Consider the following 24,118-nt stretch of genomic DNA (forward strand, 5'->3'; position numbering starts at 1 on the left):
AGTGTCAGACCCCGGGCTCGGCCGACTGCTGCTCGCGGCCACGCCGCTCGGACAGCCCGCAGATGCGTCCGCCCGCCTGGTCGAGGCACTGTCGACCGCCGACATCATCGCGGCCGAGGACACCCGGCGGGCCCGCACGCTGGCCGCGGCGCTGGGCGTGACGCCGTCGGGCCGCTGGCTCAGCGTGTTCGACCAGAACGAGGCCACGCGGGTGCCCGCGCTGCTCGACGAGATCCGCGGCGGCGCGACGGTCGTCCTGATCAGCGACGCCGGGATGCCGCTGATCAACGATCCGGGCTACCGGCTGGTGACGGCCTGCATCGCGGCCGGGCTCGTGGTGCAGTGCCTGCCCGGCCCGTCGGCGGTCACCACCGCGCTCGCGGTCTCCGGGCTGGGCGCCGACAAGTTCTGCTTCGAGGGATTCGCCCCGCGCAAACAGGTGGCCCGCCGCACCTGGCTGAGCAGCCTGGGCGCCGAACAGCGCACCGCGGTGTTTTTCGAGTCGCCGCGCCGGCTGGCCGACACCCTGCGCGACGCGGTGGACACCCTGGGCGCGGACCGGCGTGCGGTGGTCTGCCGCGAATTGACCAAGACGCACGAGGAGATCAAGCGCGGCACCCTCGGGGAGTTGGCCGACTGGGCGGCCGACGGGGTGCTCGGCGAAATCACCGTGGTGCTGGCCGGCGCGGTGCCCAAGGTCGACGCCGCGTCCCTGGTCGCGCTGGTGCTGGAACTGGTCGACGACGGCGCCCGGGTCAAGGATGCGTGTGCCGAGGTGATTGCCGCTCATCCGGGCGCGCCGTCGCGGCGCGAGCTTTACGATGCGGTTCTGAAGTCACGCGAGTAAGGGCAGGCCGCTCATGACTACGACGATGTTCGTGATCGTGTTGGTCGGCGGAATCCTGGCCTTGCAGGCGCTCATCGCCGTGCCGACCGTCATCTGGTGGCGCCGGCGCAGTCGGGCGGTTGCCGCGTGGATGGCGGCCGAACTCGAAGGGGAGACGGTCGTGCTCGGGCCGGAGAAGGGTACTTATCGCGGGGCGAACGTCCCGGGCTACCCGGTGGTGAAGAACAACGGGATGATCGCGCTGACCCGGCGGCGGCTGATCTTTCGCACGCTGACGAACACGACCATCGAGGTCCCCGTGGACGCGATCACCGGGGTGCGGGAACAGTCGGTGTTCAAAGGGTCGGTGACCGGCGGGCGGCCACACCTGATCGTCACGACGGCCGGCGGGGACATCGGTTTCTACGTCTTCCCCGGTATCGTGCCGTGGATCGCCGCGCTCACCCCGACGACACGTCTGTGAACTGACGGACGATCGAAGCGGCCTTGTCGAGGCATTCCTGCCACTCGCGGTCCGGGTCGGAGTCGGAGGTGATCCCACCGCCGACACCCAGCACGGCCTGCCCGTGGGCGTCGAACTCGACGGTGCGGATTGCGACGTTGAGCTCGGTGCCCGCCGAGGGCGAAGCCAATCCGATTGTGCCGCAATACACTCCGCGACCCGCGTGCTCCCACTCGGCGAGCAGTGTCCGGGCCCGGCACTTCGGGGTCCCGGTCACCGACGCCGGCGGGAAGGTCGCGTCGAGCACCTCGCTCATCGGGGTGGCGACCGGTATCCGTGCGGTCACCGTGGACACCAGGTGCCAGACACCGGGCGCGGGCCGCACCGCCAGCAGTTCGGGCACCGTCACGCTGCCGGTGACGGCCACCCGGCCCAGGTCGTTGCGGACCAGGTCGACGATCATCACGTTCTCGGCGACGTCCTTCACCGAGGCACGCAGGGCCGCCGGTGATTCATGAAGGGGCAGTGTCCCTTTGATCGGACTCGAGGTCACCTGCTCGCCGTGGCGGCTGAGGAACAGTTCGGGGGACAACGACGCCACCGCACCCCAGTCGCCTGCCACGAACGCCGCCCGGGACGGCGACGTGCGGGTGACCGCGTCGACGAAGAAGTCCAGGGGGTCACCGTCGATGCGGCCGGTGTACTGGGTGCACACGCAGGCCTGGTACACCTCGCCGGCGGCAATTGCCTCCAGGCAGGCCAGCACCCCGGCCCGGTGCACAGCCCGGTCCGGCACCTGCCACGTGAGCTCGAACGGGCGCGCAGGGGTGGCGGTGACGCCGGCCAGCCAGTCGGGAAGCTCGTTCTCGGAAAGGCTTTCGTGCCACCAATGGCCGTCGCGGTCCTGGCGCAGCACGCAATCAGACCAACCGCCGGCGGCCGCCGGGATGCGCGTGTCGCCGTCGGGGTAGGACAGGTAGCCGAACCAGCCGCCGCCGACTACCGGGCCTGCGCCCGGCGCCGCGTCGAACACCCGGTCACCCGGCACGGCAGCCAGGCTCGGCGCGATGACGGCCCGCGACCCGAACCAGTCACCGATCAGGGCCGCCGGCGGCGGCAGGCCGCGGCGCCGCCCGGCGTCGGCGACGGCACGCAGCACTCCCGGGGCATCGCCCAGGTCCGCCAGTCGCTCGATCCGCACGGATCAAGCGTGACAGAAGCTAGCGGCTCATCGCGCGGGGGACCAGGATCGTCGACAGCTTCGCCGGATTGCGCATCGCATAGAAGTGGCTGATCACACCGTCGGTGATCTCCACGGTGATCACGCCTTCCAGGTTGTCGCCCAGGTAGAGGACCAGTGCGGGGGCGTTGTTGTACATCGCCAGGTCGATGCGGGCGTCGGGGCTTTCGCCCGCCACCCGCATCAAGCCGAGCACCAGCCTGGCCACCTTGTCGGCGCCGTGCACCGGCCGTCGCGCAGCGCTGACCTTGCCGTCACTGTCGGCCGTCCACACCACGTCGGGGGCCAGCAGCTCGATCAGGGCCGCCACGTTGCCGGTGGCCGCGGTCGCGAAGAACTGGGCGGTCAGCTGTTCGCTCACCGACGCGTCGACGGGTTGGAAGCGCTTGCGCCGCGCGTGCACGTGTTCGCGGGCGCGGTGCGCCATCTGGCGTACCGCGGGGGTGGATCTGCCCACCGCAGCGGCGATCTCGTCGTGGCTGAACCCGAACACCTCGCGCAGCACGAAGATCGCGCGCTCGTCGGGGGTCAAGGTCTCCAGCACCACCATCATCGCCATCGACACCGATTCGGCGAGCACCACGTCGGCCGAAGCGTCCTGCACCAGAACGGGTTCCGGTAGCCACGGTCCGACGTACTCCTCGCGGCGGCGCGCCGTCGCGCGTAACGCGTTGAGCGACTGCCGGGTCACCAGCTGCGCCAGGTACGCCTTGGTATCGGTCACCGCGTCGAGGTCCACCTCGGCCCAGCGCAGATAGCTCTCCTGCAGCACATCGTCGGATTCGGTTGCCGAGCCCAGGATTTCGTAGGCGATGGTGAACAGCAGCGGCCGCAGCGCGGTGAACCGCTCGGCGTGCTCGCTCACGCCGGCAGGGCCATCTCGAGCTTCTTGGCGCGCTTGCCGCCCTTGAGCCAGAAGTAGGCGCCCGGCTTGCGGGCCTCCTTGCGCAGGAACGCCAGCGTGCCCTTGCACACCTGCTCCTTGATCAGCGCCGCCGCGCGACCGCCGACATAGAGCCGAATCGGGGTGTCGTCGGGCCGGGCGATCTGGATGGTGCCGCCGTCGCGGCCGAGGCTGATGCACTGCCCGGTGAAGGCCTGATTGATCGCGGCCGGTTCGGTGCCCGCCATCCGCGCGAGCACGGTGTTGGCGGCCTGGGCGCCCAACGGCAGGGCGGCCTGGCAGCTCATCCGCAGCGGGACGCCCGACGGCGCGGCCGCGTCGCCCGCGGCGATCACCCGCGGATCGCCGATGCTGGTGAGGGTTTCATCCGTGAGCAGCCGGCCCATGTCATCGGTACGGAGCCCGCTGTCCGCAGCCAGGGTGGGCACCCCGAACCCGGCGGTCCACACCGTCGCCGCGCTGGCGAGCGTGCGGCCGTCGGACAGGGTCACGTCGTCGGCGCTGACGCCGGTCACCGTCGCCCCTTCGGTCAGCGTCACGCCAAGCTTGGTCAGTTGTTTGGCCACCGATTTGCGGCCCGGCTGGCTCAACGACGGACCCAGTACGCGTCCCGCGACCAAGGTCACGGTGCGACCACCCTCGGCGAACTCGGCGGCCGCCTCGATCCCGGTCAGGCCGCCGCCCACCACGACGATGGGAGCGGATTCCGGAACGTCCTGCAGCCGGGCTTGCAGGCGCTGCGCGTCCTCCAATTCGCCGAGTGGGTAGGCGAATTCGGGTGCGGCGCCGCTGGTGCTGCCGACCGCATAGATCAGATAGTCGTAGTCCAGCGCGGCGCCGGAGGCCAGCTCGACCCGTCGCGCCGCGGTGTCGATCCGGGTGGCGCGCTCGACCACCAAAGTCACCTGCTCGGCGAGCAGTTCGTCGTAGCCGGCGGTGGCGTCGTCGTTGCCGATCGCCAGCTGGTGTAGCCGGATCCGTTCGACGAATTCGGGCCGGGCGTTGACCAGCGTCACGCCGGTGCCGGGCCGCTGCAGCAGATGGTTGGCGGCCAGCACGCCTGCGTAGCCGCCGCCGAGGACAACAACTTTCTGGGTGGTGCTTTTCTCAGTCATGCCCTCAAGACACCGCCCATCGTCCAAGTGTGACAGCGAGTGACGCGCATCACGCGATTTGTGGAGTCTCACCCGCAATGGTTACGGCCGACGCTCCACGAATCACGCGGGCTCGGGGACCTGGTAGCGCGGGAACACGCCTTCGGGCTTGGGCAGGGCCGTCCCCGGCACCAGGCGGGTGCCGACGGCGGAAAAATCGCGCTGGTCTGCGGGCTGGCCGAGCAGGTCCAGCAGCGTGGCCATCGACGTCGGCATCACCGGCTGGGTGATCAACGCGGCGATGCGCACGGTCTCCAGCGTCGTGTACAGGACCGTGGCGAACCGCTCCGGATCGGTCTTGCGCAGCACCCACGGTTCCTGGGCGGAGAAATACCGGTTGGCGGCGCCCAACACCGTCCATGTGGCGTCCAGCGCCAGATGCATGGACTGCTCGTCGTAGTGGCCGCGCACCCGCTCGAGCAGCGCGTCGGCGGCGGCGAGCATGTCGGTGTCCGCGGCGGTGAACGCGCCCGGCGCAGGTAGCAGGCCGTCGAGGTTCTTGTTCACCATCGACAGCGACCGCTGGGCCAGGTTGCCCAGCTCGTTGGCCAGGTCGGCGTTGATCCGCCCGATGATCGCGTCCTCGCTGTAGCTGCCGTCCTGGCCGAACGGCACCTCACGCAGGAAGAAGTAGCGGACCTGATCCACGCCGAACTCGTCGACCAGCACCAGCGGGTCCACCACGTTGCCCAGCGACTTGCTCATCTTCTCGCCCTTGACGTTGATGAAGCCGTGCGCGAAAACCCTTCGGGGCAGCTCGATCCCGGCCGACATCAGGAAGGCGGGCCAGTACACCGTGTGGAACCGGATGATGTCCTTGCCGATCATGTGAAGGTTCGCCGGCCAATACCTGGCGAAGTCCTCGGATGCGGTGTCCGGGAACCCGACCCCGGTCAGGTAGTTGGTCAGCGCGTCCACCCACACGTACATGACGTGGTCGGGGTGGTCCGGGACGGGCACGCCCCAGTCGAAGGTGGTGCGTGAGATGGACAGGTCGCGCAGCCCACCGGACACGAAGCTGACGACCTCGTTGCGCCGCACGTCGGGGCCGATGAACTCCGGATGCTCCGCATAGTGGGCCAGCAGCCGCTCGGCGTAGGCCGACAGCTTGAAGAAGTAGGTCTGTTCCTCGGTCCAGGTGACCTCGGTGCCCGTCTCGACCGCGAACCGACCGCCGTCGCGTTCCTCGGTCTCGTCCTCGGTGAAGAAGCGCTCATCGCGCACCGAATACCAGCCCTGGTAGCTGCCCAGGTAGATGTCGCCGGACTCGTTCATCCGGCGCCAGATCTCCTTGGACGCCTCGTAGTGGTCGGCGTCGGAGGTCCGGATGAACCGGTCGTAGGAGGCGTCGAGGCGTTCCTGCATCCGCTCGAACACATCGGAGTTGCGCTTGGCCAGTTCGGCGGCGGTGATACCCAGCTTGGCCGCGGTCTCGGCCATCTTCAGGCCGTGCACGTCGGTGCCGGTCAGGTAGCGCACGTCGAATCCGTCGAGGCGCTTGAACCGGGCGATCGCGTCGGTGGCGATGTATTCGTAGGCGTGCCCGATGTGCGGATCGCCGTTGGGGTACGCGATGGCGGTGGTGATGTAGAAAGGCTCGCTCATTTGGTCTCACCTTAAGGTGTCAGCGTGAGCTCCAAGAGACAGAAACCGCCCGCCCCGGAGCCGCTGACCCCGCTGATCGACGCCCACACCCATCTGGACGCGTGCGGCGCCGAGACGGCACAGGACGTGCACGCGATCTTGGACCGAGCGGGACAGGCCGGCGTTCAAACCGTGGTGACCATCGCCGACGATCTGGACGCCGCGCGCTGGGCTGCCCAGGCGGCGGGCTGGGATGACCGCGTCTACGCCGCGGTGGCCTTGCATCCCACCCGCGCCAACGCCCTCGACGACGCCGCCCGGGCCGAGCTGGAGTCGCTGGCCGCAAACCCGCGAGTGGTCGCCGTCGGGGAGACCGGGATGGACATGTACTGGCCCGGCAAGCTCGACGGGTGCGCCGACCCCGTTCAGCAGCGTGACGCCTTCGCCTGGCACATCGACCTGGCCAAGCGGACCGGTAAGCCGCTGATGATCCACAACCGGGACGCCGACGCCGAGGTGCTCGACGTCCTGGCGGCCGAGGGTGCCCCGGAAGCGGTCATCTTTCACTGCTTCTCCTCGGGGCCGGAGATGGCCAGGACCTGCGTGGCGAACGGCTGGACGCTGAGCCTGTCGGGGACGGTCAGCTTCCGTAATGCGCACGCCCTGCGGCAGGCCGCCGGCCTGATCCCGGACGGCCAGCTGCTCGTCGAGACGGATGCGCCGTTCCTGACGCCGCACCCGTTCCGCGGCGCCCCCAACGAGCCTTACTGCCTGCCGTACACGGTTCGTGCCCTGGCCGAATTGACCGGCCGGTCCGCTGCCGAACTGGCCGAGGTGACGACGGCCAACGCACGGCGCATCTACCGTCTTCCGGCTGCGTAATTGGCGCCGGCCGCGAATTTTCGTTACCTTCCTGTGATAGAACGCGGGCGACCAACCGGGTCGCGAGGTCCGCGGGCCCACCTGGGTCGAGAGCCGGGGACAACAGACTCTTGAACATCCTGAATAAGATCCACGAAGTGCGTTCGCCGGCGTTACGGCTGCTCGTGGGTGCGCTGTTATTGACACTCGTGTTTGCTGGCGGCGTGGCCGTCGCGTCCCACAAGACCGTGACACTGACCGTCGACGGCGCTCCGATCACGGTGACCACGATGAAGTCCAAGGTCATCGACGTGGTGCAGGAGAACGGGTTCACCGTCGGCGAGCGCGATGATCTGTTCCCCGCCGCCGGGACCGTGGTGCACGACGCCGACAACATCGTCCTGAGCCGCAGCCGGCCCGTGCAGATCTCCCTCGACGGTCAGAACAGCAAAGAAGTGTGGACCACCGCGTCGACGGTGCAGGGCGCGTTGGCGCAGCTCTCCATGACCGACACGGCGCCCGCCGCGGCCTCCCGCGGGACCAGGGTGCCCCTGGCCGGGATGTCATTGCCCGTGGTCAGCGCCAAAACGGTGCGACTCGACGACGGCGGCGCCATCCGGACCGTGCGACTGGCCGCACCGAATGTCGCAGGCTTGCTCGATGCCGCCGGTGTGCCGTTGCAACAGCGCGACTCCGTCGTGCCTGCCGCGGGTTCGCCCGTCGTCGACGGCATGCAGATCCAGGTCACCCGGCTCCGGATCGAGAAAGTCACCCAGCAGCTGCCGCTGGTTCCGGTCAGTCAGCGCATCGAAGACGCGACCATGAACATGAGCCGGCAGGTCGTCGTGGATCCCGGAACGCCGGGCGTTCAGGACGTGACCTTCGCCGTGGCCAAGGTCAACGGTGTGGAGACCGGGAGATTGCCAGTAGCCAATGTCGTCGTCTCCCCGGCGCGCGATTCTGTGCTGCGAGTGGGCGCCAAACCGGGCACCGAGGTGCCGCCGGTGACCATGCCGAGAGCCTGGGACGCCGTTGCCCAGTGCGAATCCGGAGGTAATTGGGCCATCAACACCGGCAACGGATATTTTGGTGGAGTCCAATTTGATCAGAACACATGGGAACGACAGGGTGGTCTGAGGTATGCTCAGCGCGCGGATCTGGCAACCCGTGAGGAACAGATCGCGATTGCTGAAGTGACGAGGGCGCGTCAAGGATGGGGCGCCTGGCCTGTGTGTAGTGGGAGGGTAGGTACGTCCTGATGACGATCCGACTCCTCGGGCGTACCGAGATCCGGCATCTGGCGCGAGAGATCGACTTCCGGCCGCGTAAGGCGTTCGGGCAGAACTTCGTGCATGACGCCAACACGGTGCGGCGCATCGTGTCGGCCTCCGGCATCCACCGGCAGGACTGTGTGCTCGAAGTCGGGCCCGGCCTGGGATCGCTGACGTTGGGCCTGCTGGACCGCGGATCGCGGGTCACCGCCGTCGAGATTGATCCGGTGCTGGCGCATCAGCTCCCGAAGACCATCGCGAACCATTCGCACAGCGAGATCAGCCGGTTGACCGTGCTGAACCGCGACATCCTCACCCTCAAAGCCGGCGATCTGGATGAGCAGCCCACTGCACTTGTGGCGAATCTGCCGTACAACATCGCAGTGCCGGCGCTCATCCACCTGCTGTCCGAGTTCCCGTCCATCAAGACGGTCATGGTGATGGTGCAGGCCGAGGTCGCCGAGCGCCTGGCCGCCGAGCCCGGCGGCAAAGAGTACGGGGTGCCCAGCGCCAAGGTCCGCTTCTTCGGCAACGTGCGCCGCTACGGCATGGTGTCGCCGACGGTCTTCTGGCCGATCCCGCGGGTGTACTCCGGCCTGGTCCGCATCGACCGGTACGAGACGGCCCCGTGGCCCACCGACGATTCCTTCCGCCAGCAGGTTTTCGAGCTCATCGACATCGGCTTCGCGCAGCGTCGCAAGACCTCGCGCAATGCCTTCGCCGAGTGGGCGGGCTCCGGCAACGAGTCGGCGGAGCGGCTGCTGTCGGCCAGCATCGACCCGGCCCGTCGCGGCGAGACCTTGTCGATCACCGATTTCGTCCGGCTGCTGCAGCGTTCCAGTGAACTCGAGGTGCCGTCCGCACCCTCGATCGAGTCCGTCGACGCCGCCGAGTCCATCGACAACACCGAGGCCTCGCTCAGCTGAGCGTCGACGCGGGATCTGTTCTCGTCGTCTTCACCGGCGGCACCATCGGTTCCCGGCTGTCCGGAGACGTGATCGGGCTGGCGCCCGGCCAGACCCGGCTGCTGTTCCAGGATTACGACATCGCGGGTTTCGACGTGGTCGAACCGCTGTCCCTGCTCAGTGAGAACGCCAGACCCTCCGACTGGACCGCCATGGCCGCCGCCGTCACCGCCGCCATCCAGCCGCAGCACACCGGCGTCGTCGTCACCCATGGCACCGACACCCTGTCCTACGGCGCCACCGCGCTGGCCTTCGCGCTGTGTGATGTGCAGATTCCCGTCGTCGTGGTCGCCAGCAACCGGCCGCTCGACCATCCGGATGCCAACGGGCACAGTAACTTTCGTGACGCACTGGACGTCATCGCGACGGCCCGCGGCGGCGGTGTCTTCGTCACCTTCCGCAATCCCGACGGCCGCCGGTTGGTGCACGTCGGTGCGCGGGTGCAGCCGTCGACACCGATCCGGCACGAGGTGCACAGCGACGGGGAGGTCGACATGGCAGCCGGCACCGCGGCGCTGCCCCGCCGCGAGCGTCCGCCCTGGCCGGCCGGACCGGTTCGCTTCGGGGCGCGGGTGCTGTTCCTGCGCCCCTATCCGGGTCTGGACTATCACGCGGTCGATCCCAGCGGCTACGACGCCGTCGTGCACGAGACCTACCACTCCGGGACCGCATGCTCGGTGGACCCGGCCGGGCCCACCGACGTCACCGAGTTCGCGCGACGCTGCCGGGCGGCCGGGGTGCCGATCTTCCTCGGGCCCGTCCCGGATGACGTCACCGCGTATGAATCGGTGACGGGGTTCGGCGCGGCCGGCCTGATCCCGTTCAGCGGCATGCGGGCCGAAACCGCTTACGTGAAAGTCTCTTTGGGCACCGGTATGGGTCTGGCGGGGGAAGCGCTCACCGATTTCGTGTGCCGCCGGGAGATCGCGGGGGAGTTCGTCCGCTGAGGTGGGCGTTTCCGTCGCCGGGACGGAACGAATAGTGTCGATCCGTGCCCTCCTCCGACGGAAACACCGCGTCCGACTGGGTGGCTACTGGGTCGGTGACCGTGCGGGTACCGGGCAAGGTCAACCTCTACCTCGGCGTCGGCGATCTGCGCGATGACCGCTACCACGAGCTGACCACGCTTTTTCACGCCGTGTCGCTGTTCGACGAAGTGACGGTGCGCAACGCCGACCTGCTGTCGCTGGAGATGACCGGTGAAGGGGTAGCCGGGCTGCCGACCGACAACCGCAACCTGGCGTGGCGGGCGGCCGAACTGATGGCCGATCACGTCGGCCGGGCACCCGATGTGGCCATCTCGATCGCGAAATCCATCCCGGTGGCCGGCGGGATGGCCGGTGGCAGCGCCGACGCGGCCGCCGTGCTGGTCGCGATGAACACGTTGTGGGAGCTCGGGGTGGCCCGGCGTGATCTACACACGCTGGCTGCCAAGCTGGGCAGCGACGTGCCCTTCGCGCTGCACGGCGGGACGGCGCTGGGCACCGGGCGCGGTGAGCAATTGGCCACGGTGCTGGCCCGCAGCTCCTTCCACTGGGTGCTCGCCTTTGCCGAGAAGGGTCTGTCGACGCCCGCGGTGTTCGGTGAGATCGACCGGTTGCGGGCGGCGCAGGACCGCGACGCCCCGCCGCGTCTGGACGATGTCGAGCCGGTGCTGGCGGCATTGTCGACCGGCGATCCCGGTGAGCTCGCGGCGCTGCTGGGCAACGATCTGCAGCCGGCGGCGCTGAGCCTGCGCCCGGATCTGCGCCGCACCCTGCGCGCGGGCACCGAGGCCGGGGCACTCGCGGGCATCGTGTCGGGATCCGGCCCCACCTGCGCATTTCTGTGCGAATCGGGGGATGCCGCAGTCGCGGTCGGCGCGGCGCTCTCCGGGGCCGGCGTGTGCCGCACCGTGCGGGTGGCGAGCGGTCCGGTGCCGGGTGCGCGCGTTGTCGCCGAGGTGTGACTCATACCTCAATTCTCGGGACAGTTTGGCAGTTACTTAAGGGTTCTTTAAGATGAGTCACGGTGGAAACTACTGTGGATTTGATCGTTCCCCACGCAACAAAGTTGTTCGGGGGAGCTGGGTTCGCTGGACCATCACCATTTCGAGACACAACTGCTTCCCAATTGTGTGCGCGCGCCTCTCGAATAGCGCGTGCTAGCAGGCGGAATATAGGGAAACGTGCAATGACACTGGGGTCGACGTCGCCGGCGACGCGCTCTCAGACATTCAGGAGGTTGCCGTGAGCCGATTTACCGACAAGATGTACCGCAGCGCCCGCGAGAGCGCGCGGGGCATGGTGACCGGTGAGCCTTACGAGCCCATCCGCCACACCTGGGGCGAAGTTCACGAGCGCGCCCGCCGCATCGCCGGTGGCCTGGCCGCCGCGGGCATCGGCCCCGGCGACTCCGTCGGCGTCCTGGCCGGCTTCCCCGTCGAGATCGCCCCCACCGCCCAGGGCGTGTGGATGCGCGGCGGCAGCCTGACGATGCTGCACCAGCCCACCCCGCGCACCGACCTCGCGGTCTGGGCCGAAGACACCATGACCGTCATCGGGATGATCGAGCTGAAGGCCGTCATCATCTCCGAGCCCTTCGTCGTCGCCATCCCGGTGCTCGAGGAAAAGGGCATCAAGGTCCTCAAGGTGGCCGACCTGCTGGCCGCCGACCCGATCGACCCCGTCGAGACCGACGAAGACGACCTGGCCCTGATGCAGTTGACCTCCGGGTCCACCGGGTCGCCGAAGGCCGTGCAGATCACCCACCGCAACATCTTCTCCAATGCCGAGGCCATGTTCATCGGCGCTGAATACGACGTCGACAAGGACGTCATGGTCAGCTGGCTGCCCTGCTTCCACGACATGGGCATGGTCGGCTTCCTCACCATCCCCATGTACTTCGGCGCCGAGCTGGTCAAGGTCACGCCGATGGACTTCCTGCGCGACACCCTGCTGTGGGCGCGCCTGATCGACAAGTACAAGGGCACCATGACGGCGGCCCCGAACTTCGCGTACGCGCTGTTCGCCAAGCGGCTGCGCCGTCAGGCCAAGCCGGGCGAGTTCGACCTGTCCACCCTGCGCTTCGCGCTGTCCGGCGCCGAGCCGGTCGAGCCGGCCGATGTCGAGGATCTGATCGACGCGGGCAAGCCGTTCGGCCTGCAACCCGGTGCGATCCTGCCGGCCTACGGTATGGCCGAGACCTGCCTGGCGGTCTCGTTCTCCCCGTGCAACGCCGGTCTGGTGGTCGACGAGGTCGACGCCGACCTGCTGGCCGCCCTGCGGCGTGCCGTGCCCGCGAGCAAGGGCAACACCCGTCGGCTGGCCTCGCTCGGCCCGCTGCTCACGGATCTGGAAGCCCGGGTGGTCGACGCGGACGGCGCGGTATTGCCGACGCGCGGTGTCGGCGTCATCCAGCTGCGCGGTGAGTCGGTGACCCCCGGCTACATCACCATGGCCGGATTCCTGCCCACCCAGGACGAGCACGGCTGGTATGACACCGGCGACCTCGGCTACATCACCGACGAAGGCAACATCGTCGTGTGCGGCCGCGTCAAGGACGTCATCATCATGGCCGGCCGCAACATCTACCCGACGGACATCGAACGGGCCGCGGGCCGCGTCGAGGGCGTGCGTCCGGGGTGTGCCGTCGCGGTGCGCCTCGATGCCGGCCACTCCCGCGAGACCTTCGCCGTGGCCGTGGAGTCCAACGCCTACCAGGATCCGATCGCGGTGCGCCGGATCGAGCACCAGGTCGCGCACGAGGTGGTGACCGAGGTCGACGTCCGTCCGCGCAACGTGGTCGTGCTGGGCCCGGGCACCATCCCGAAGACACCGTCGGGGAAGCTGCGCCGCGCCAACTCGGTCGCGCTCGTCACCGGATAACTTCTCCCCGAACAGACGTCGACTCCCGCATTTCCGCCTGGAAATGCGGGAGTTTCCGTCTGCTCGGCATAGCTGGGTATATCTGGCTATACTCAGATGATGACGGATCGCCTGCCCTCGCGCCTCGCCGACCATCCGACCGTGCGGGCGGTGCGCGCCCGCACGGCGCCACCGGTGCCACCCGTGATCGACGCAGACTGGCTGCGCCGGCTCTGCCTGGATGCCGGGGCCGACGACGTCGCGTTCGCCTCGTTCGACGATCCGGCGTTGGCATCCGAACGCGAACACGCCGAGACCGCACTGCCCGGGGTGCGCAGTTACATCTCGCTGGTCGTGAAGATGAACCGCGACAACGTGCGGTCCTCGGAGCGCAGCGTGGCCAATCAGGAGTTCCACCGCAGCGGGGAGATCATCAACGAGGCCGCGCACCGCGTCACCCGCGCCCTGGAGGACACCGGTTATCGGGTGATCAACCCGTCGGCGACCTTCCCCATGGAGATGGACAAGTTCCCCGGCCGCATCTGGGTGATAGCGCACAAGCCGGTGGCCGTGGCGGCGGGCCTGGGCGTGATGGGTATCCACCGCAACGTCATTCATCCCAAGTTCGGCAACTTCATCATCCTGGCCACCCTGCTGGTGGGCGCGCCGATCTCCGAATACGGTGCACCGCTGGACTATTCGCCGTGCCTGGAATGCAAGCTGTGCGTCGCGGCCTGCCCGGTGGGGGCCATCGGCAAGGACGGCGAGTTCGACTTCGTGGCCTGCTCGGTGCACAACTACCGGGAATTCATGGGCGGGTTCACCGACTGGGCGCAGACCATCGCCGACAGCGCCGACGCCGAGGACTTCCGCTCCCGGGTCAGCGATTCGGAGAACGCCTCGATGTGGCAGAGCCTGTCGTTCAAGGCCAATTACAAGGCGGCCTACTGCCTGGCGGTCTGCCCGGCGGGTGAGGACGTCATCGAGCCCTACCTCGACAACCGCAAGGGCTTCATGGATCTGGTGCTCAAACCACTGCAGGAGAAAAAGGAAACGCTCTACGTCCTGCCGAACTCGGCGGCCAAGGCCCATGCCGAGAAGCGTTACCCGCACAAGACGGTGAAGGTCGTGGACAGCGGGATCCGCGGGCGGTGATCAGTAGGCTGGTTCGATGAACCGGCGTCTGCATGTGGTGTTCGGCTGGATCGCGGTCTTCGGTGCGGCGCTGTCTCTGCTGACCGTGCTGGCACTGGACGCCGTCCTCGGTGGCGAACCGCTGCGCGGCCGGACGCTGCGCCGGGCCACCATCTCCGAATACGTGTTCACCACCGGCGGTTGGCTTTTCGTCACGGCGGTACTCGCCCTGGCGGTCGGGTCGGCGCTGCTGCTCGCGGGCTTGATCCATGCCGGGCGGATACCGCCGCTGTCGGTGGGCTCGGTGCTGTTGGTGCTGTGGGTGATCGGACTGCTCGGTGTGGTCGCGTTCCCCAAACACAACTGGGCGGTGGGGCCCAGCGCCAGCGGCGCCGTGCACCGGGTCGCGACGCTGCTCGCCTTTGTGGCGCTGCCGGTGGCGGTGCTGGTGATCGCGCGCGGACAGGAGCGCTGGGCGCGGGCCGCGCGCTGGCTGGCGTGGGGTTCCATCGGGTGGCTCAGCGTGCTGTTCGGCGCCATCGCGGTGGGCATGGTGACCGGTGCCTCGTGGTGGCGGATCATCCCGCTCGGCTTGGTGGAGCGGGGGATCGCGGGGTTCGAGGTGGCCGCGGTGATCGCGTTGGGGGTATGGCTCATCCGCGGTGCCCCTCAGGCTGCCATGTCTTCATAGACCCGCCACACGGCGGCCTCGTGGTCCGCTCCGGTGAGGTCGCGGTCGGCGACGGCCAAGGCGGTCGCGTGCCCTTTCAGTGCGGTGAACAGGTCGGCGGTCTCGCGGTCGTTGATCCCGCCTATTCGCACCACCGTGAGGGTGCGGACCTCGCGGCGGAACTGGTCGACCAGCACCATGGAGACGGCGCCCGCCGCCAGTGTGGCAAACGTCGATATCGTCAGCGCACCAACGGGTCCCGCGGACGGCAGCAGGGCCACTTCGAGGACCAGCCACAGCGCAAGACCCCATGTCGGCCACGCCCGCCACACCCGCAGCAGGCGGCGCTGCTCGGGTGTCAGGCCGGGTGGGAACACCACCAGCCGGTAGCGGGTGACCCCGTGCCGGGTCACCGAGATGGCCAGTGATCCCCAGGTCCGGTCGCCGTCGAGCAGGCGGGTGAGTCGCGTGGTGGTGGTGCTCATGGTTTCCGGTCTACGCCCGGCCACCGGCCGCGGCGGCGTCGTGAACGGAATCTTTACGGGGCGCCCGGCGATCTTGACGTCGTTAAAGCATTGGCCGGTTGTCGTGATCTCTCGCTACGGTTGAGCAATGACCGCACCGGCCATCGAGGCGATCGATCTCGTCAAACATTTCGGGGACAATCCAGCGGTCGACGGGGTGAGCTTCTCGGTACCTCAAGGAGCGGTGCTCGGGCTACTGGGCCCCAACGGCGCGGGCAAGACCACCACGGTGCGGATGATGACCACGCTGTCGGAACCCACCAGCGGAACCGCGCGGGTCGCAGGCTTCGACGTGCGCACCCAACCCGACCTGGTCCGCCGCAACATGGGCCTCACCGGGCAGGCCGCCACCGTCGATGAGCTGCTCACCGGCCGGGAGAACATCCGGATGATCGGCGGGCTGTACGGAATCGGCCGCAAGGACCTCAAGGCTCTCGGCGACCGGCTCCTCGAGCAGTTCGATCTGGTGGCCGCCGGCGACCGGCCCGTGCGCTCGTATTCCGGCGGCATGCGTCGCCGGCTCGATCTGGCGGTCAGCCTGATCGCCGCGCCGCCCGTGCTGTTCCTGGACGAGCCGACCACCGGGCTGGACCCGCGCAGCCGCAGCGACCTGTGGGAGGTGCTGCGGGAACTCGTCGCCGGCGGCACCACGCTGCTGCTCACCACGCAGTACCTGGAGGAGGCCGACCAACTGGCCGACAACATCGTCGTCATCGATCACGGCCGGATCATCGCCGAAGGCACCCCGCTGCAACTCAAGGATCGGGCCGGCAACGCCAGCCTGGTGGTCACCGTGTCGCACGCGGCCGACCTGCCCGCGGCCAGGGAACTGGTGGCCCGGACGGGCACCGAGGTGCACGTCGACATCGGGGCCCGGCAGCTCACCGCGGCGGCCGACGGCATCGCCGACCTCACCCGGGTGGCGAATTGGCTGCAGGACAGTGGCATCAAGGTCGACGACATCGGGTTGTCCCGGCCCAGCCTGGACGACGTGTTCCTGTCGCTCACCGGGCACCGCGCCGAGAACGTCGAGGAGGTGGAGGTGTGACGGAGATCAAGCCCACCAACATCGCCCAACAGTCCTGGATCATGGTGAAGCGCAACATGATCCACACCAAAAGGATGCCCGAGATGCTCAGCGACGTGACGGTGCAGCCGATCATGTTCGTGCTGCTGTTCGCGTTCGTGTTCGGCGCCTCCATCGCGACGCGGGGCGGGGCGTCCTACCGGGAGTTCCTGCTGCCGGGCATCCAGGCGCAGACCATCGTGTTCACCGCGTTCGTCGTCGCATCGGGCATCACCGCGGACGCCGAGAAGGGGGTGATCGACCGGTTCCGCTCGCTGCCCATCCGGCGGTCCTCGGTGCTGATCGGCCGCAGCATCGCCAGCCTGATCCACTCGTCCATCGGCATCGTGGTCATGGCGATCACCGGGTTGTGCATCGGCTGGCGGATCCGCGGCAGCGTCGGCGAGGCGGTGCTGGCGTTCGCGCTGATCCTGGTGTTCGGGTTCGGGATGATCTGGTTCGGCATCCTGGTCGGCTCGCTGATGCGGTCGGTGGAGGCTGTCAACGGGGTGATGTTCACCGTGCTGTTCCCGATCACGTTCCTGGCCAATACCTTTGCGCCCACCGAACCGATGCCGCGCTGGCTGCGGGTGGCCGCCGAATGGAATCCGGTGTCCTCGCTGGCGCAGGCCATGCGGGAGTTGTGGGGCAACGGCCCGGCCGCACCGCCGGATGCGCAGCTGCCGCTGCATCATCCCGTGCTGGCCACGGTCCTGTGGTCGCTGGCGATGACGGCCGTGCTCGCGCCGTTCGCGCTGCGGGCGTATGCGCGGCGGACGTCGGACTGAGCACTTGTAGGCCGTTCGGACGAATTTGTTGTCGAAGTCAATTTTCAGCAAACAGACTGAGGATTCCCTGATAGTTTCACTGCGAACTTGCTGTTGAACCGCCATCAGACCGTGACATCCCGCGAACAGACGCGCTGACCCCGAGGTCCAGCGCGGGGTGAAACGTGTCCTCAGACAGGGGATGTCATGGGTTATGCGAAGCATGTCGGGCGCGTCGGTGCTCTGGCGGTAGCGCTGGGGATCGGATCTGCGATCGGTGCAGTGCCGGCGTGGGCGGGTACACCTGACTCGGAGTCCTCGTCCAGTGCGCCGTCATCGAGCAACGACAGCCCATCCGGTGCGAGTTCTGACGCAAGTTCCCCGCCGTCGGGTTCCGCGGCACCGCCAGCGGATCCCAAGCCGGAAGCGGCGTCAGAAGGCTCCTCCGACAGTGCGGAGAGCGCTGTCGCCCCTAAGCGTTCCCATCTACCCAAGCCGAACAAGAAGTCACCGAAGGCGTCCGCATCGGCCGAGCCATCAGCGGCCACCACCGCGAAGGTCGAGAAGAAGCCTCAACGCAAGGTGGACCCGGCGCCACGCGCCACTGTCGCGACGTCTGATGCCCCGACAGTGTCGGTGTCCGCGCCGGCGGCCAGCGAACCGGTTACCACGCCGGTCGCGCCTAAGGAGAAGAAGGATCTGGCGGTCGCAGTAATCGCGGCCGTCGCCGATCCGTTCAACAGTTCAGGTGGACCCGCCGCTCCGGTGCAATCGCCGGCGTCCTGGGTCGCGCTGGCGGCAGTACGGCGTGAGGTCGAGACGTTGCTGACCGGGGCCCAGCCGGAAGACAGCGGAACCCCACTGAGCACTGCGCAGGCGGCCGCGGCGGTGAACGCGCCACCGACGATCGGCGCACCCACCTATACGACAGCCGACCCGACAACCGGGACGGTGACAGGCAAGGTCGTCGCGACTGATCCCGAGGGAAAGAAGCTCTCGTACGCCCTCGTCGCCGCTCCCGAGCAGGGAAAGTTGTTGCTCGACAAGAAGACCGGAGCATTTACCTACACCCCAACCGCTGCGCAGCGTCTCCTTGCCGGTTTGGGTGGCGCCGGGTTCGTCGAGTTCGGGGTGACGGTCTCCGATGGGGTCAAGGTCAACAACCAGATTGCCAATCTTCATGTAACCATCGCGCCGACACCGATCACCGACGCGGGAGTCTTGGCCACCGGTAAGAACGTGACCGGCGTGGTGGCCACGGATACTCGGGCCTACCTGACGAATTACGACGACAAGACGATCACCGTCGTCGACACCATCCACCGGACAGTGCTGGGCACCATCGAACTCGAAGGTGAGCCGATCTCGGCGGTCGTCGCCCCCGACGGCAAGAAGCTGTACGTGAGTGTCGATTACACCGATCACATCGCAGTCATCGACACGGCAACCAACGCTGTGTCGTCCACCATTGTGCTCAAAGAGCGCTACCCGATCGGCGTGGCTGTCAGTCCGAATGGCAAGACGCTGTACGTCACCACGATGACGTACGACAAGAACGGAAATCAGGTCGCGTCGGTCGCTAAGGTCAGCACGTCCAGCGGCAAGGTCACCGGTACGGTCAAGCTTCCCGGTGCCCTTCCCACCTTCTATGACATCGAAGTCGCGCCGGACGGCAAGAAGATCTACGTAATCGCCGACGTGCCGACGGACGACCCCAATGTTGCGGCATCAGCGCTGTACGTGTTCTCGTCGTCGTCGAGCAGCGCCAAGGTTATTGCCACCGGCGACTACCTCACCGACGTCGAGATGAGTCCGGACGGAACCCGTGCCTATCTCAACGAGGTCACTGAAGGCACGATCTTCGCCATCGACACCAAGACCTACAAAGTGGTGGGCACCGTTGATACCTATCCGGAAGCCGTCGGGGGTCTGACGATCGGTGGGGACGGCTCGGTGTTGCTGGCCGTGGACACGGTCAACAACAGGGTGCTCGCGTTTGACACCCTGACCGCAGCGCTCTTGACTGCGACACCTGTCACGGCCACCACTACTGGCTTCTATCCTGGTGCCGTGCTGTCGCCGGACGGCATGGAGCTGTACTACGTCGGTGACGACGACCAGCTGCAGATCATTTCACTGGTGCCGCACAATGACTTTCCGGTCGCTCATGCGCCCGTGGTCAATGCGCCCGGTACCGGCGGAGTCGTCACGGGGCATCTGACCGTTGCCGACTCGAACGGCGATTCGCTCACGTTCTCGGCTGCCCCGACTAAGGGGTCGATCGTATTCAACACCGACGGCTCGTTCACCTACACCCCGACAGCAGCCGCACGGCATGCGGCTGCCACCGGTGCGCCGGGGGCGACGTCGGAGACCTTCGTAGTCACCATCTCCGATGGCCGCCGCGGCGTTCTGACCCAGGGTGTGAAGGTCGACATTGCGCCGCTCAACATTGATCCGACCGGGAAAGCCAAAGCAGGCAAGCCGAGTTCATCGACCGGCGTGGTCAAGGGAACGGTGACCGGATCCGATAAGGACAAGGACGGGCTGACCTACACCGCCACGGATCCGGCCAAAGGTGACGTGACGATCGATGGCAAAGGTCGGTTCGTCTTTGCCCCGACCGATGCCGCCCGGCATGCAGCGTCGGCCGTCGGTGCGACGGACGCGGATAAGACCGAAACCTTTACGGTGACGATCAGTGACGGTCATGGCGGTACCTATGACGTACCGGTGACGGTAAAGATCAGCCCGAAGAATGTGGCTCCGGATCAAGCCGCTATCTCGAGCATCGTCGTCAAGCAGACGACGGGCCGCACCACTGGTGCCATCACCGCCGTGGATGCGGACGGTGACTTGTTGACCGTCACCGGTCCGTCGGCGACCAAAAAGGGGGTTGTTGTTCTCAACGCGGACGGGACCTTTATCTATACCCCGACGACCGCGGCCCGCACTGCTGCGAGTGTTGCAAGGGCGAGTGTTGCCACGAAAACGGACAGTTTCGTAGTGACCGTTCTCGATGGCCATGGGGGCAAGAAAACCCTGAAGGTCGTGGTCGACATCAAGCCGGTAACTGCTGGCAACCATCTGCCGATTGCCGGAAAGCCCACTTCTGAGAACACCGTCAACACGGCCACCGGGGTGGTGTCGGGGCAGGTCAAGGTAACCGACTCAGACGGAAATGCGTTGCGGTACTCGATAGATAAGTCGATTGCAGCCGCCGACGGGACACTTACTCTGAATCAGACGACGGGTGCGTTCGTCTTTACTCCGAGCAATCAGGCGCGCTACCACGCTTGGTTCACTGACGGCGACGATGCCATCAAGTTCGCCGTTGAGGTTTCCGACGGTGTCGATGCCTCTTATGTGGACGTGATCGCACCGGTAGTCGGGGTTCATCCGGACCAGGACGGGACGCTTACAACTGCGGAGCTGAAAGATCTGGTCGCGGCGGGCGACGTCGAGATCGCACAGAATGACTTCGGCGGCATACGCGCGATTGACGGGCGATTTACATCCGCCACAGTTACAGACGCAGCGGGTGCAGCAGCAGTCCTGAATGCTATTGCAATGCATCTGAACGCACAGTCGGAATTTGTCCAAGTTTCCAATATCACGGTGCAGGCCAATGGTGCTGAGAAATTTTATCGCGCAAACCAGACGGTCAACGGGATTCCCGTACTCGGTAGTAGCGTGATACTCGCGACCGATGCAGCAGGCAATGTCACTGGAGTGTTCAGCGGGTACGACCCGCAGTTGGAGTCTGTCAATACGACTCCCAGCGCAGCAGTCGACCAGCGTGCGGAAGCTGAATTAAAGGCGAGGGCGGCCCTCGCGAACGGATTGCCGCTGTCAGCAGATCCTGCTGCTGTGTCGGACTTTCTTGCCACACTCACATTTGACTCCGACCTGGTTATCTTCAATTTGAAGAGCGATGTACCGCCGAGTCTTGCTTGGCGAGTTCAGATTTCGACAGAGTTGCCGCCAGTCGGCGCCGATTCTGCGCCCTTGGTTGCAGGAGTCGCGACCTACTATATCTATGCCAACAGTTCCAACGCTGGCAATGTCTTGGCGGAAGTCTTTCCGTTTGACGCAGCCTCGGTCTCACAGTCAGCGCACGGGTACAAGTTCTTCGCTGATTCTCGTTCCGGGGGAACGGTTCTGGTCGATATGAGGCGTGACATCACCACGAATCGCATTGTCTATCAGTGGAACTTCCTTGGTGCACGCTGGGGTGGCTACGATGCAGAGCTGGTACGAAAGGGCTCGGCTTGGGCGAAAGATGCCGTAGCAGCGCACACAAACATGGCATTGGTCTATGACTACTATCTGCGCGTATTCAATCGTGACTCGTTCGATGGGCGCGGAGCGCCTATCGTCCTGAACGTCGAATTTGATGAGGATGACGACGCGTGGTGGAGCAGCGTCGCCAAGGAGTTCGTATTTGCCGGCGGCGGCCACCAATACGCTGAAGATGTTGTGGGGCACGAGTTCACCCACGCAGTAATTCAATACGTGGTCGGCGCCGGTGGACAGGTGTGGGCGGAGGCTGAATCCGGCGCGCTCGGCGAAGCCTACGGGGACATCATCGGCAGCCTGATCGAAGGCAAGCCCAGGGGCAGTGCTGATCGGTGGCTCATCGCTGAAGATTCCGACGCAGTTGGTGGCCGCATCGCGATGCGGAGCATGAAGGATCCATCCTCGTTCGAGTGGGGTAGGTCGGGAATCGATTACTCCCACGACTTTGACACGCGATACCTTGGGACCCGCGACGACTTCGGCGAGCACATCAACAGCACGATTTTCAGTCACGCCGCCTACCGGATGATCATGGACCCGGAGGATGGTGCATCACTCCGCGGGTGGGGCCGGACATCCACCGTCACAGATGAGCAGTGGGCAAAAGTCTTCTACGGCTCGCTCTTCCGACTGAACAACAACGCAACCTTCGTCGATGCGCGATCAGCGGTCATCAGTTCAGCGAAGGCACAAGGATTCACCCAACCGCAGATCGAGGCGATTCAGGATGCGTTCGACCATGTGGGCATCCGCGCGACTAACTACGGGCTAGGAGCTTACGACACGGTCAAGTTGTGCAGCAATTCCTGTGAGCCAAAGGATCTCGCTGCCAGTGCCAGTGGAAATAGGGTGTTCGTGCTCGTTGGCAACACCGTGAAGATCGTGGAAACCAATCCGGTTTCAGGCAGTCCCACAGTCGACACCGCGAATGTCGGTAGCAATCCCACGGCCATCGCCGTCAGCAACGACGGGTCGCGAGCCTTCGTCACAAATACGAGCGCTGGGACAGTTTCTATCGTCCAGAAACTGTTCGGCGTAGGCGCGCAGCCGACCGTGACCACGGTCGCCGTCGGGGTTTCTCCGACTGGAGTGGCGCTGAGCGCCAATGGGACCCGCGCCTACGTAGCGAACTCGGGAAGTGGCACGGTCTCGATAATCGACTACTCGTACGCGGGCGGCACGGCCACACCGGCTGTGCGTACCGTCACGTTGGGCGGTCAGCCAACCAAGGTAGCAGTTAGTGCAGATGGAACACGCGCCTATGTCACAAACGCATTGGACGGAACGGTGTCCCTGATCACGTACACCGGTGGCACACCAACGGTTCAGTCCATTGCAGTCGGCAGTGGGCTTCGCGAGGTTGCGGTGAGCGCCGACGGCAGCCGGGCGTTGGTATACGGTGCCGGCGGGTCCGTGTACGTCATCAAATCCGCTGCGGGAGTGAACCCCACGTCGACAAGAGTGCCGGGCTCCTACAATTCGTATACTGACTATTCGTATACCGACGGATTCATAGCCTTGAGTGCCGATGGCACGCGCGGTTACGTCACCGACCACAATTCGAAGTTTGTAGCGATCATCGACTTGGCCACCGTGACTCCTTCTGTATGGTCTGTGTACCTCACCGAAGACCTGTCCAATGACTATCCGCACTCAGTGGCTACGACCACTACCGGGTCACGTGGCTTCGTTGTTACGCATAACAAGCTCTATGTAGTTGATGCCCGCACCCACGAGTACTACACGGCAAACATTCCGTTGGGAATCAACAACAATGCCAGTGATTTTCAACAGGTGGCGGTCAGCGCGAACGGTGCCTATGTGATGGCCACTGATATCAACGGTAACTTGACGATTCTGAACGCGACCGCCTTCTGACTAACCTCCGCGAGCGTGCGCAAAACACCAGACATCACGGTGCGTCGCTGTGCAAACACGCACGCTCGCGGATACAAGGAAAGGGCCAGAGCTACCAGGCGTGCACGGTGTTCTGCGCGGCCTCCACGCCGAGCTTCAACAGCAACTCGGTCGCGTCGGCGGCGTTCTCGCAGAGCAATGGAACCTCGGGCCGCTCAACGGAATTGAAGGCCTCCAGCACGAACGCTGCCGGATCTTTGCGGCCGGGCGGACGGCCGACGCCGATGCGCACCCGCTGAAAATCCTTGGTGCCCAAGGCGGATGCGACCGAACGCAGCCCGTTGTGGCCGCCTTCGCCGCCGCCGAGCTTCAGCCTGATCCGGCCGAAGTCGATGTCCAGTTCGTCGTGCAACACCACGACGTCGCCGGGCAGCACCGAGTAGAACTTGGCCAACGGCCCGACCTGACGGCCGGACTCGTTCATGTACACCCGGGGTTTGGCCAGCACCACGGACCGGTCTCCCAACCGGCCCGTGGCGACGTCAGCCCCGGACTTCTTGTGCAGTTTGAAACCCGAGCCGATCCGATCGGCCAGGATGTCGGCCACCATGAAGCCGAGATTGTGCCGGGTCTTGGCGTAGTTGGGCCCGGGGTTACCGAGCCCAACCACCAGTAGCGGCTCAGTCAA

19 protein-coding genes are annotated in these 24,118 nt (G+C 66.3%); 13 read left to right on the forward strand and 6 right to left on the reverse strand.

Translation table 11 applies throughout. The features are described 5' to 3' along the window. Position 1 precedes the first annotated feature (1 nt). Together rsmI and AC1DY7_RS17680 are read left to right on the forward strand one after the other, a co-directional pair. Positions 2-847, forward strand: a complete 846-nt coding sequence (rsmI, locus tag AC1DY7_RS17675) for a 16S rRNA (cytidine(1402)-2'-O)-methyltransferase (protein ID WP_477494984.1) — start codon at positions 2-4, stop codon at positions 845-847. Positions 848-860: 13 nt separating this feature from the next. Next, positions 861-1,310 carry a hypothetical protein gene (locus AC1DY7_RS17680; RefSeq protein ID WP_477494985.1) on the forward strand — a complete coding sequence of 150 codons (450 nt, stop codon included), beginning with the start codon at positions 861-863 and terminating at the stop codon, positions 1,308-1,310. On the opposite strand, the gene AC1DY7_RS17685 is transcribed toward AC1DY7_RS17680, so the two are convergent. The 4 genes from AC1DY7_RS17685 to metG form a co-directional block, all read right to left on the reverse strand. Beyond that, positions 1,288-2,490 carry an aminodeoxychorismate synthase component I gene (locus AC1DY7_RS17685; protein ID WP_477494986.1) on the reverse strand — a complete coding sequence of 401 codons (1,203 nt, stop codon included), beginning with the start codon at positions 2,488-2,490 and terminating at the stop codon, positions 1,288-1,290. The two genes, AC1DY7_RS17680 and AC1DY7_RS17685, sit on opposite strands and share 23 nt — an antisense overlap. 19 nt (positions 2,491-2,509) lie before the next feature. Continuing rightward, positions 2,510-3,394 carry an RNA polymerase sigma factor SigJ gene (gene sigJ, locus AC1DY7_RS17690; RefSeq protein ID WP_477494987.1) on the reverse strand — a complete coding sequence of 295 codons (885 nt, stop codon included), beginning with the start codon at positions 3,392-3,394 and terminating at the stop codon, positions 2,510-2,512. Beyond that, positions 3,391-4,548 (reverse strand): NAD(P)/FAD-dependent oxidoreductase, encoded by a 1,158-nt coding sequence (locus tag AC1DY7_RS17695; protein ID WP_477494988.1) that lies wholly within the window; start codon positions 4,546-4,548, stop codon positions 3,391-3,393. Before AC1DY7_RS17695 ends, sigJ begins: the two co-directional genes overlap by 4 nt. A 102-nt stretch (positions 4,549-4,650) precedes the next feature. Further along, positions 4,651-6,192: a methionine--tRNA ligase gene (metG, locus tag AC1DY7_RS17700; RefSeq protein WP_477494989.1), complete on the reverse strand. Its 1,542-nt coding sequence runs from the start codon at positions 6,190-6,192 to the stop codon at positions 4,651-4,653. Between the two features lie 24 nt (positions 6,193-6,216). On the opposite strand from metG, the gene AC1DY7_RS17705 reads away from it, so the two are divergent. From AC1DY7_RS17705 to AC1DY7_RS17740, 8 genes are all read left to right on the forward strand, one after another. Further along, positions 6,217-7,053 carry a TatD family hydrolase gene (locus tag AC1DY7_RS17705; RefSeq protein ID WP_477494990.1) on the forward strand — a complete coding sequence of 279 codons (837 nt, stop codon included), beginning with the start codon at positions 6,217-6,219 and terminating at the stop codon, positions 7,051-7,053. A 110-nt stretch (positions 7,054-7,163) separates the two neighbouring features. Beyond that, complete coding sequence (locus tag AC1DY7_RS17710; RefSeq protein ID WP_477494991.1) at positions 7,164-8,291, forward strand: transglycosylase family protein; 1,128 nt, start codon at positions 7,164-7,166, stop codon at positions 8,289-8,291. Continuing rightward, positions 8,291-9,229 carry a 16S rRNA (adenine(1518)-N(6)/adenine(1519)-N(6))-dimethyltransferase RsmA gene (gene rsmA, locus AC1DY7_RS17715; RefSeq protein WP_477494992.1) on the forward strand — a complete coding sequence of 313 codons (939 nt, stop codon included), beginning with the start codon at positions 8,291-8,293 and terminating at the stop codon, positions 9,227-9,229. Before AC1DY7_RS17710 ends, rsmA begins: the two co-directional genes overlap by 1 nt. Continuing rightward, positions 9,226-10,215, forward strand: a complete 990-nt coding sequence (locus AC1DY7_RS17720) for an asparaginase (protein WP_477495067.1) — start codon at positions 9,226-9,228, stop codon at positions 10,213-10,215. Before rsmA ends, AC1DY7_RS17720 begins: the two co-directional genes overlap by 4 nt. Before the next feature lie 44 nt (positions 10,216-10,259). Further along, the gene (locus tag AC1DY7_RS17725) at positions 10,260-11,216 is read left to right on the forward strand and encodes a 4-(cytidine 5'-diphospho)-2-C-methyl-D-erythritol kinase (RefSeq protein ID WP_477494993.1); all 957 of its coding nucleotides are present in this window, start codon (positions 10,260-10,262) and stop codon (positions 11,214-11,216) included. A gap of 280 nt (positions 11,217-11,496) precedes the next feature. Further along, positions 11,497-13,134 carry a fatty acyl-AMP ligase gene (locus AC1DY7_RS17730; protein ID WP_477494994.1) on the forward strand — a complete coding sequence of 546 codons (1,638 nt, stop codon included), beginning with the start codon at positions 11,497-11,499 and terminating at the stop codon, positions 13,132-13,134. 99 nt (positions 13,135-13,233) lie between these two features. Then, the gene (locus AC1DY7_RS17735) at positions 13,234-14,268 is read left to right on the forward strand and encodes a 4Fe-4S binding protein (protein ID WP_477494995.1); all 1,035 of its coding nucleotides are present in this window, start codon (positions 13,234-13,236) and stop codon (positions 14,266-14,268) included. 16 nt (positions 14,269-14,284) lie between these two features. Continuing rightward, positions 14,285-14,938 carry a DUF998 domain-containing protein gene (locus AC1DY7_RS17740; RefSeq protein WP_477494996.1) on the forward strand — a complete coding sequence of 218 codons (654 nt, stop codon included), beginning with the start codon at positions 14,285-14,287 and terminating at the stop codon, positions 14,936-14,938. Here the strand turns inward: AC1DY7_RS17740 and AC1DY7_RS17745 are convergent. Then, positions 14,917-15,402 (reverse strand): DUF6611 family protein, encoded by a 486-nt coding sequence (locus AC1DY7_RS17745; protein WP_477494997.1) that lies wholly within the window; start codon positions 15,400-15,402, stop codon positions 14,917-14,919. The two genes, AC1DY7_RS17740 and AC1DY7_RS17745, sit on opposite strands and share 22 nt — an antisense overlap. 127 nt (positions 15,403-15,529) lie before the next feature. Between AC1DY7_RS17745 and AC1DY7_RS17750 the strand changes: the two genes are divergently transcribed. From AC1DY7_RS17750 to AC1DY7_RS17760, 3 genes are all read left to right on the forward strand, one after another. After that, positions 15,530-16,489 carry an ATP-binding cassette domain-containing protein gene (locus AC1DY7_RS17750; RefSeq protein WP_477494998.1) on the forward strand — a complete coding sequence of 320 codons (960 nt, stop codon included), beginning with the start codon at positions 15,530-15,532 and terminating at the stop codon, positions 16,487-16,489. Continuing rightward, positions 16,486-17,295 (forward strand): ABC transporter permease, encoded by an 810-nt coding sequence (locus AC1DY7_RS17755; protein WP_477494999.1) that lies wholly within the window; start codon positions 16,486-16,488, stop codon positions 17,293-17,295. The genes AC1DY7_RS17750 and AC1DY7_RS17755 overlap by 4 nt, the downstream gene beginning before the upstream one ends. Positions 17,296-17,481: 186 nt before the next feature. Beyond that, positions 17,482-23,451: an Ig-like domain-containing protein gene (locus tag AC1DY7_RS17760; RefSeq protein WP_477495000.1), complete on the forward strand. Its 5,970-nt coding sequence runs from the start codon at positions 17,482-17,484 to the stop codon at positions 23,449-23,451. A 91-nt stretch (positions 23,452-23,542) separates the two neighbouring features. Here AC1DY7_RS17760 and pth read toward each other — a convergent pair whose 3' ends face one another. Beyond that, the gene (gene pth / locus AC1DY7_RS17765; RefSeq protein WP_477495001.1) at positions 23,543-24,118 is read right to left on the reverse strand and encodes an aminoacyl-tRNA hydrolase; all 576 of its coding nucleotides are present in this window, start codon (positions 24,116-24,118) and stop codon (positions 23,543-23,545) included.

This window comes from Mycobacterium sp. P2_H7 (assembly GCF_056403275.1).

What these genes read in the sequence shown, in the direction of transcription:
- AC1DY7_RS17680 (WP_477494985.1), top strand. Translation starts at nt 861, where the DNA reads ATGACTACGACGATGTTCGTGATCGTGTTGGTCGGCGGAATCCTGGCC.
- AC1DY7_RS17695 (WP_477494988.1), bottom strand. Translation starts at nt 4,548, where the DNA reads ATGACTGAGAAAAGCACCACCCAGAAAGTTGTTGTCCTCGGCGGCGGC.
- metG (WP_477494989.1), bottom strand. Translation starts at nt 6,192, where the DNA reads ATGAGCGAGCCTTTCTACATCACCACCGCCATCGCGTACCCCAACGGC.
- rsmA (WP_477494992.1), top strand. Translation starts at nt 8,291, where the DNA reads ATGACGATCCGACTCCTCGGGCGTACCGAGATCCGGCATCTGGCGCGA.
- AC1DY7_RS17735 (WP_477494995.1), top strand. Translation starts at nt 13,234, where the DNA reads ATGACGGATCGCCTGCCCTCGCGCCTCGCCGACCATCCGACCGTGCGG.
- AC1DY7_RS17740 (WP_477494996.1), top strand. Translation starts at nt 14,285, where the DNA reads ATGAACCGGCGTCTGCATGTGGTGTTCGGCTGGATCGCGGTCTTCGGT.
- AC1DY7_RS17745 (WP_477494997.1), bottom strand. Translation starts at nt 15,402, where the DNA reads ATGAGCACCACCACCACGCGACTCACCCGCCTGCTCGACGGCGACCGG.
- AC1DY7_RS17750 (WP_477494998.1), top strand. Translation starts at nt 15,530, where the DNA reads ATGACCGCACCGGCCATCGAGGCGATCGATCTCGTCAAACATTTCGGG.
- AC1DY7_RS17760 (WP_477495000.1), top strand. Translation starts at nt 17,482, where the DNA reads ATGGGTTATGCGAAGCATGTCGGGCGCGTCGGTGCTCTGGCGGTAGCG.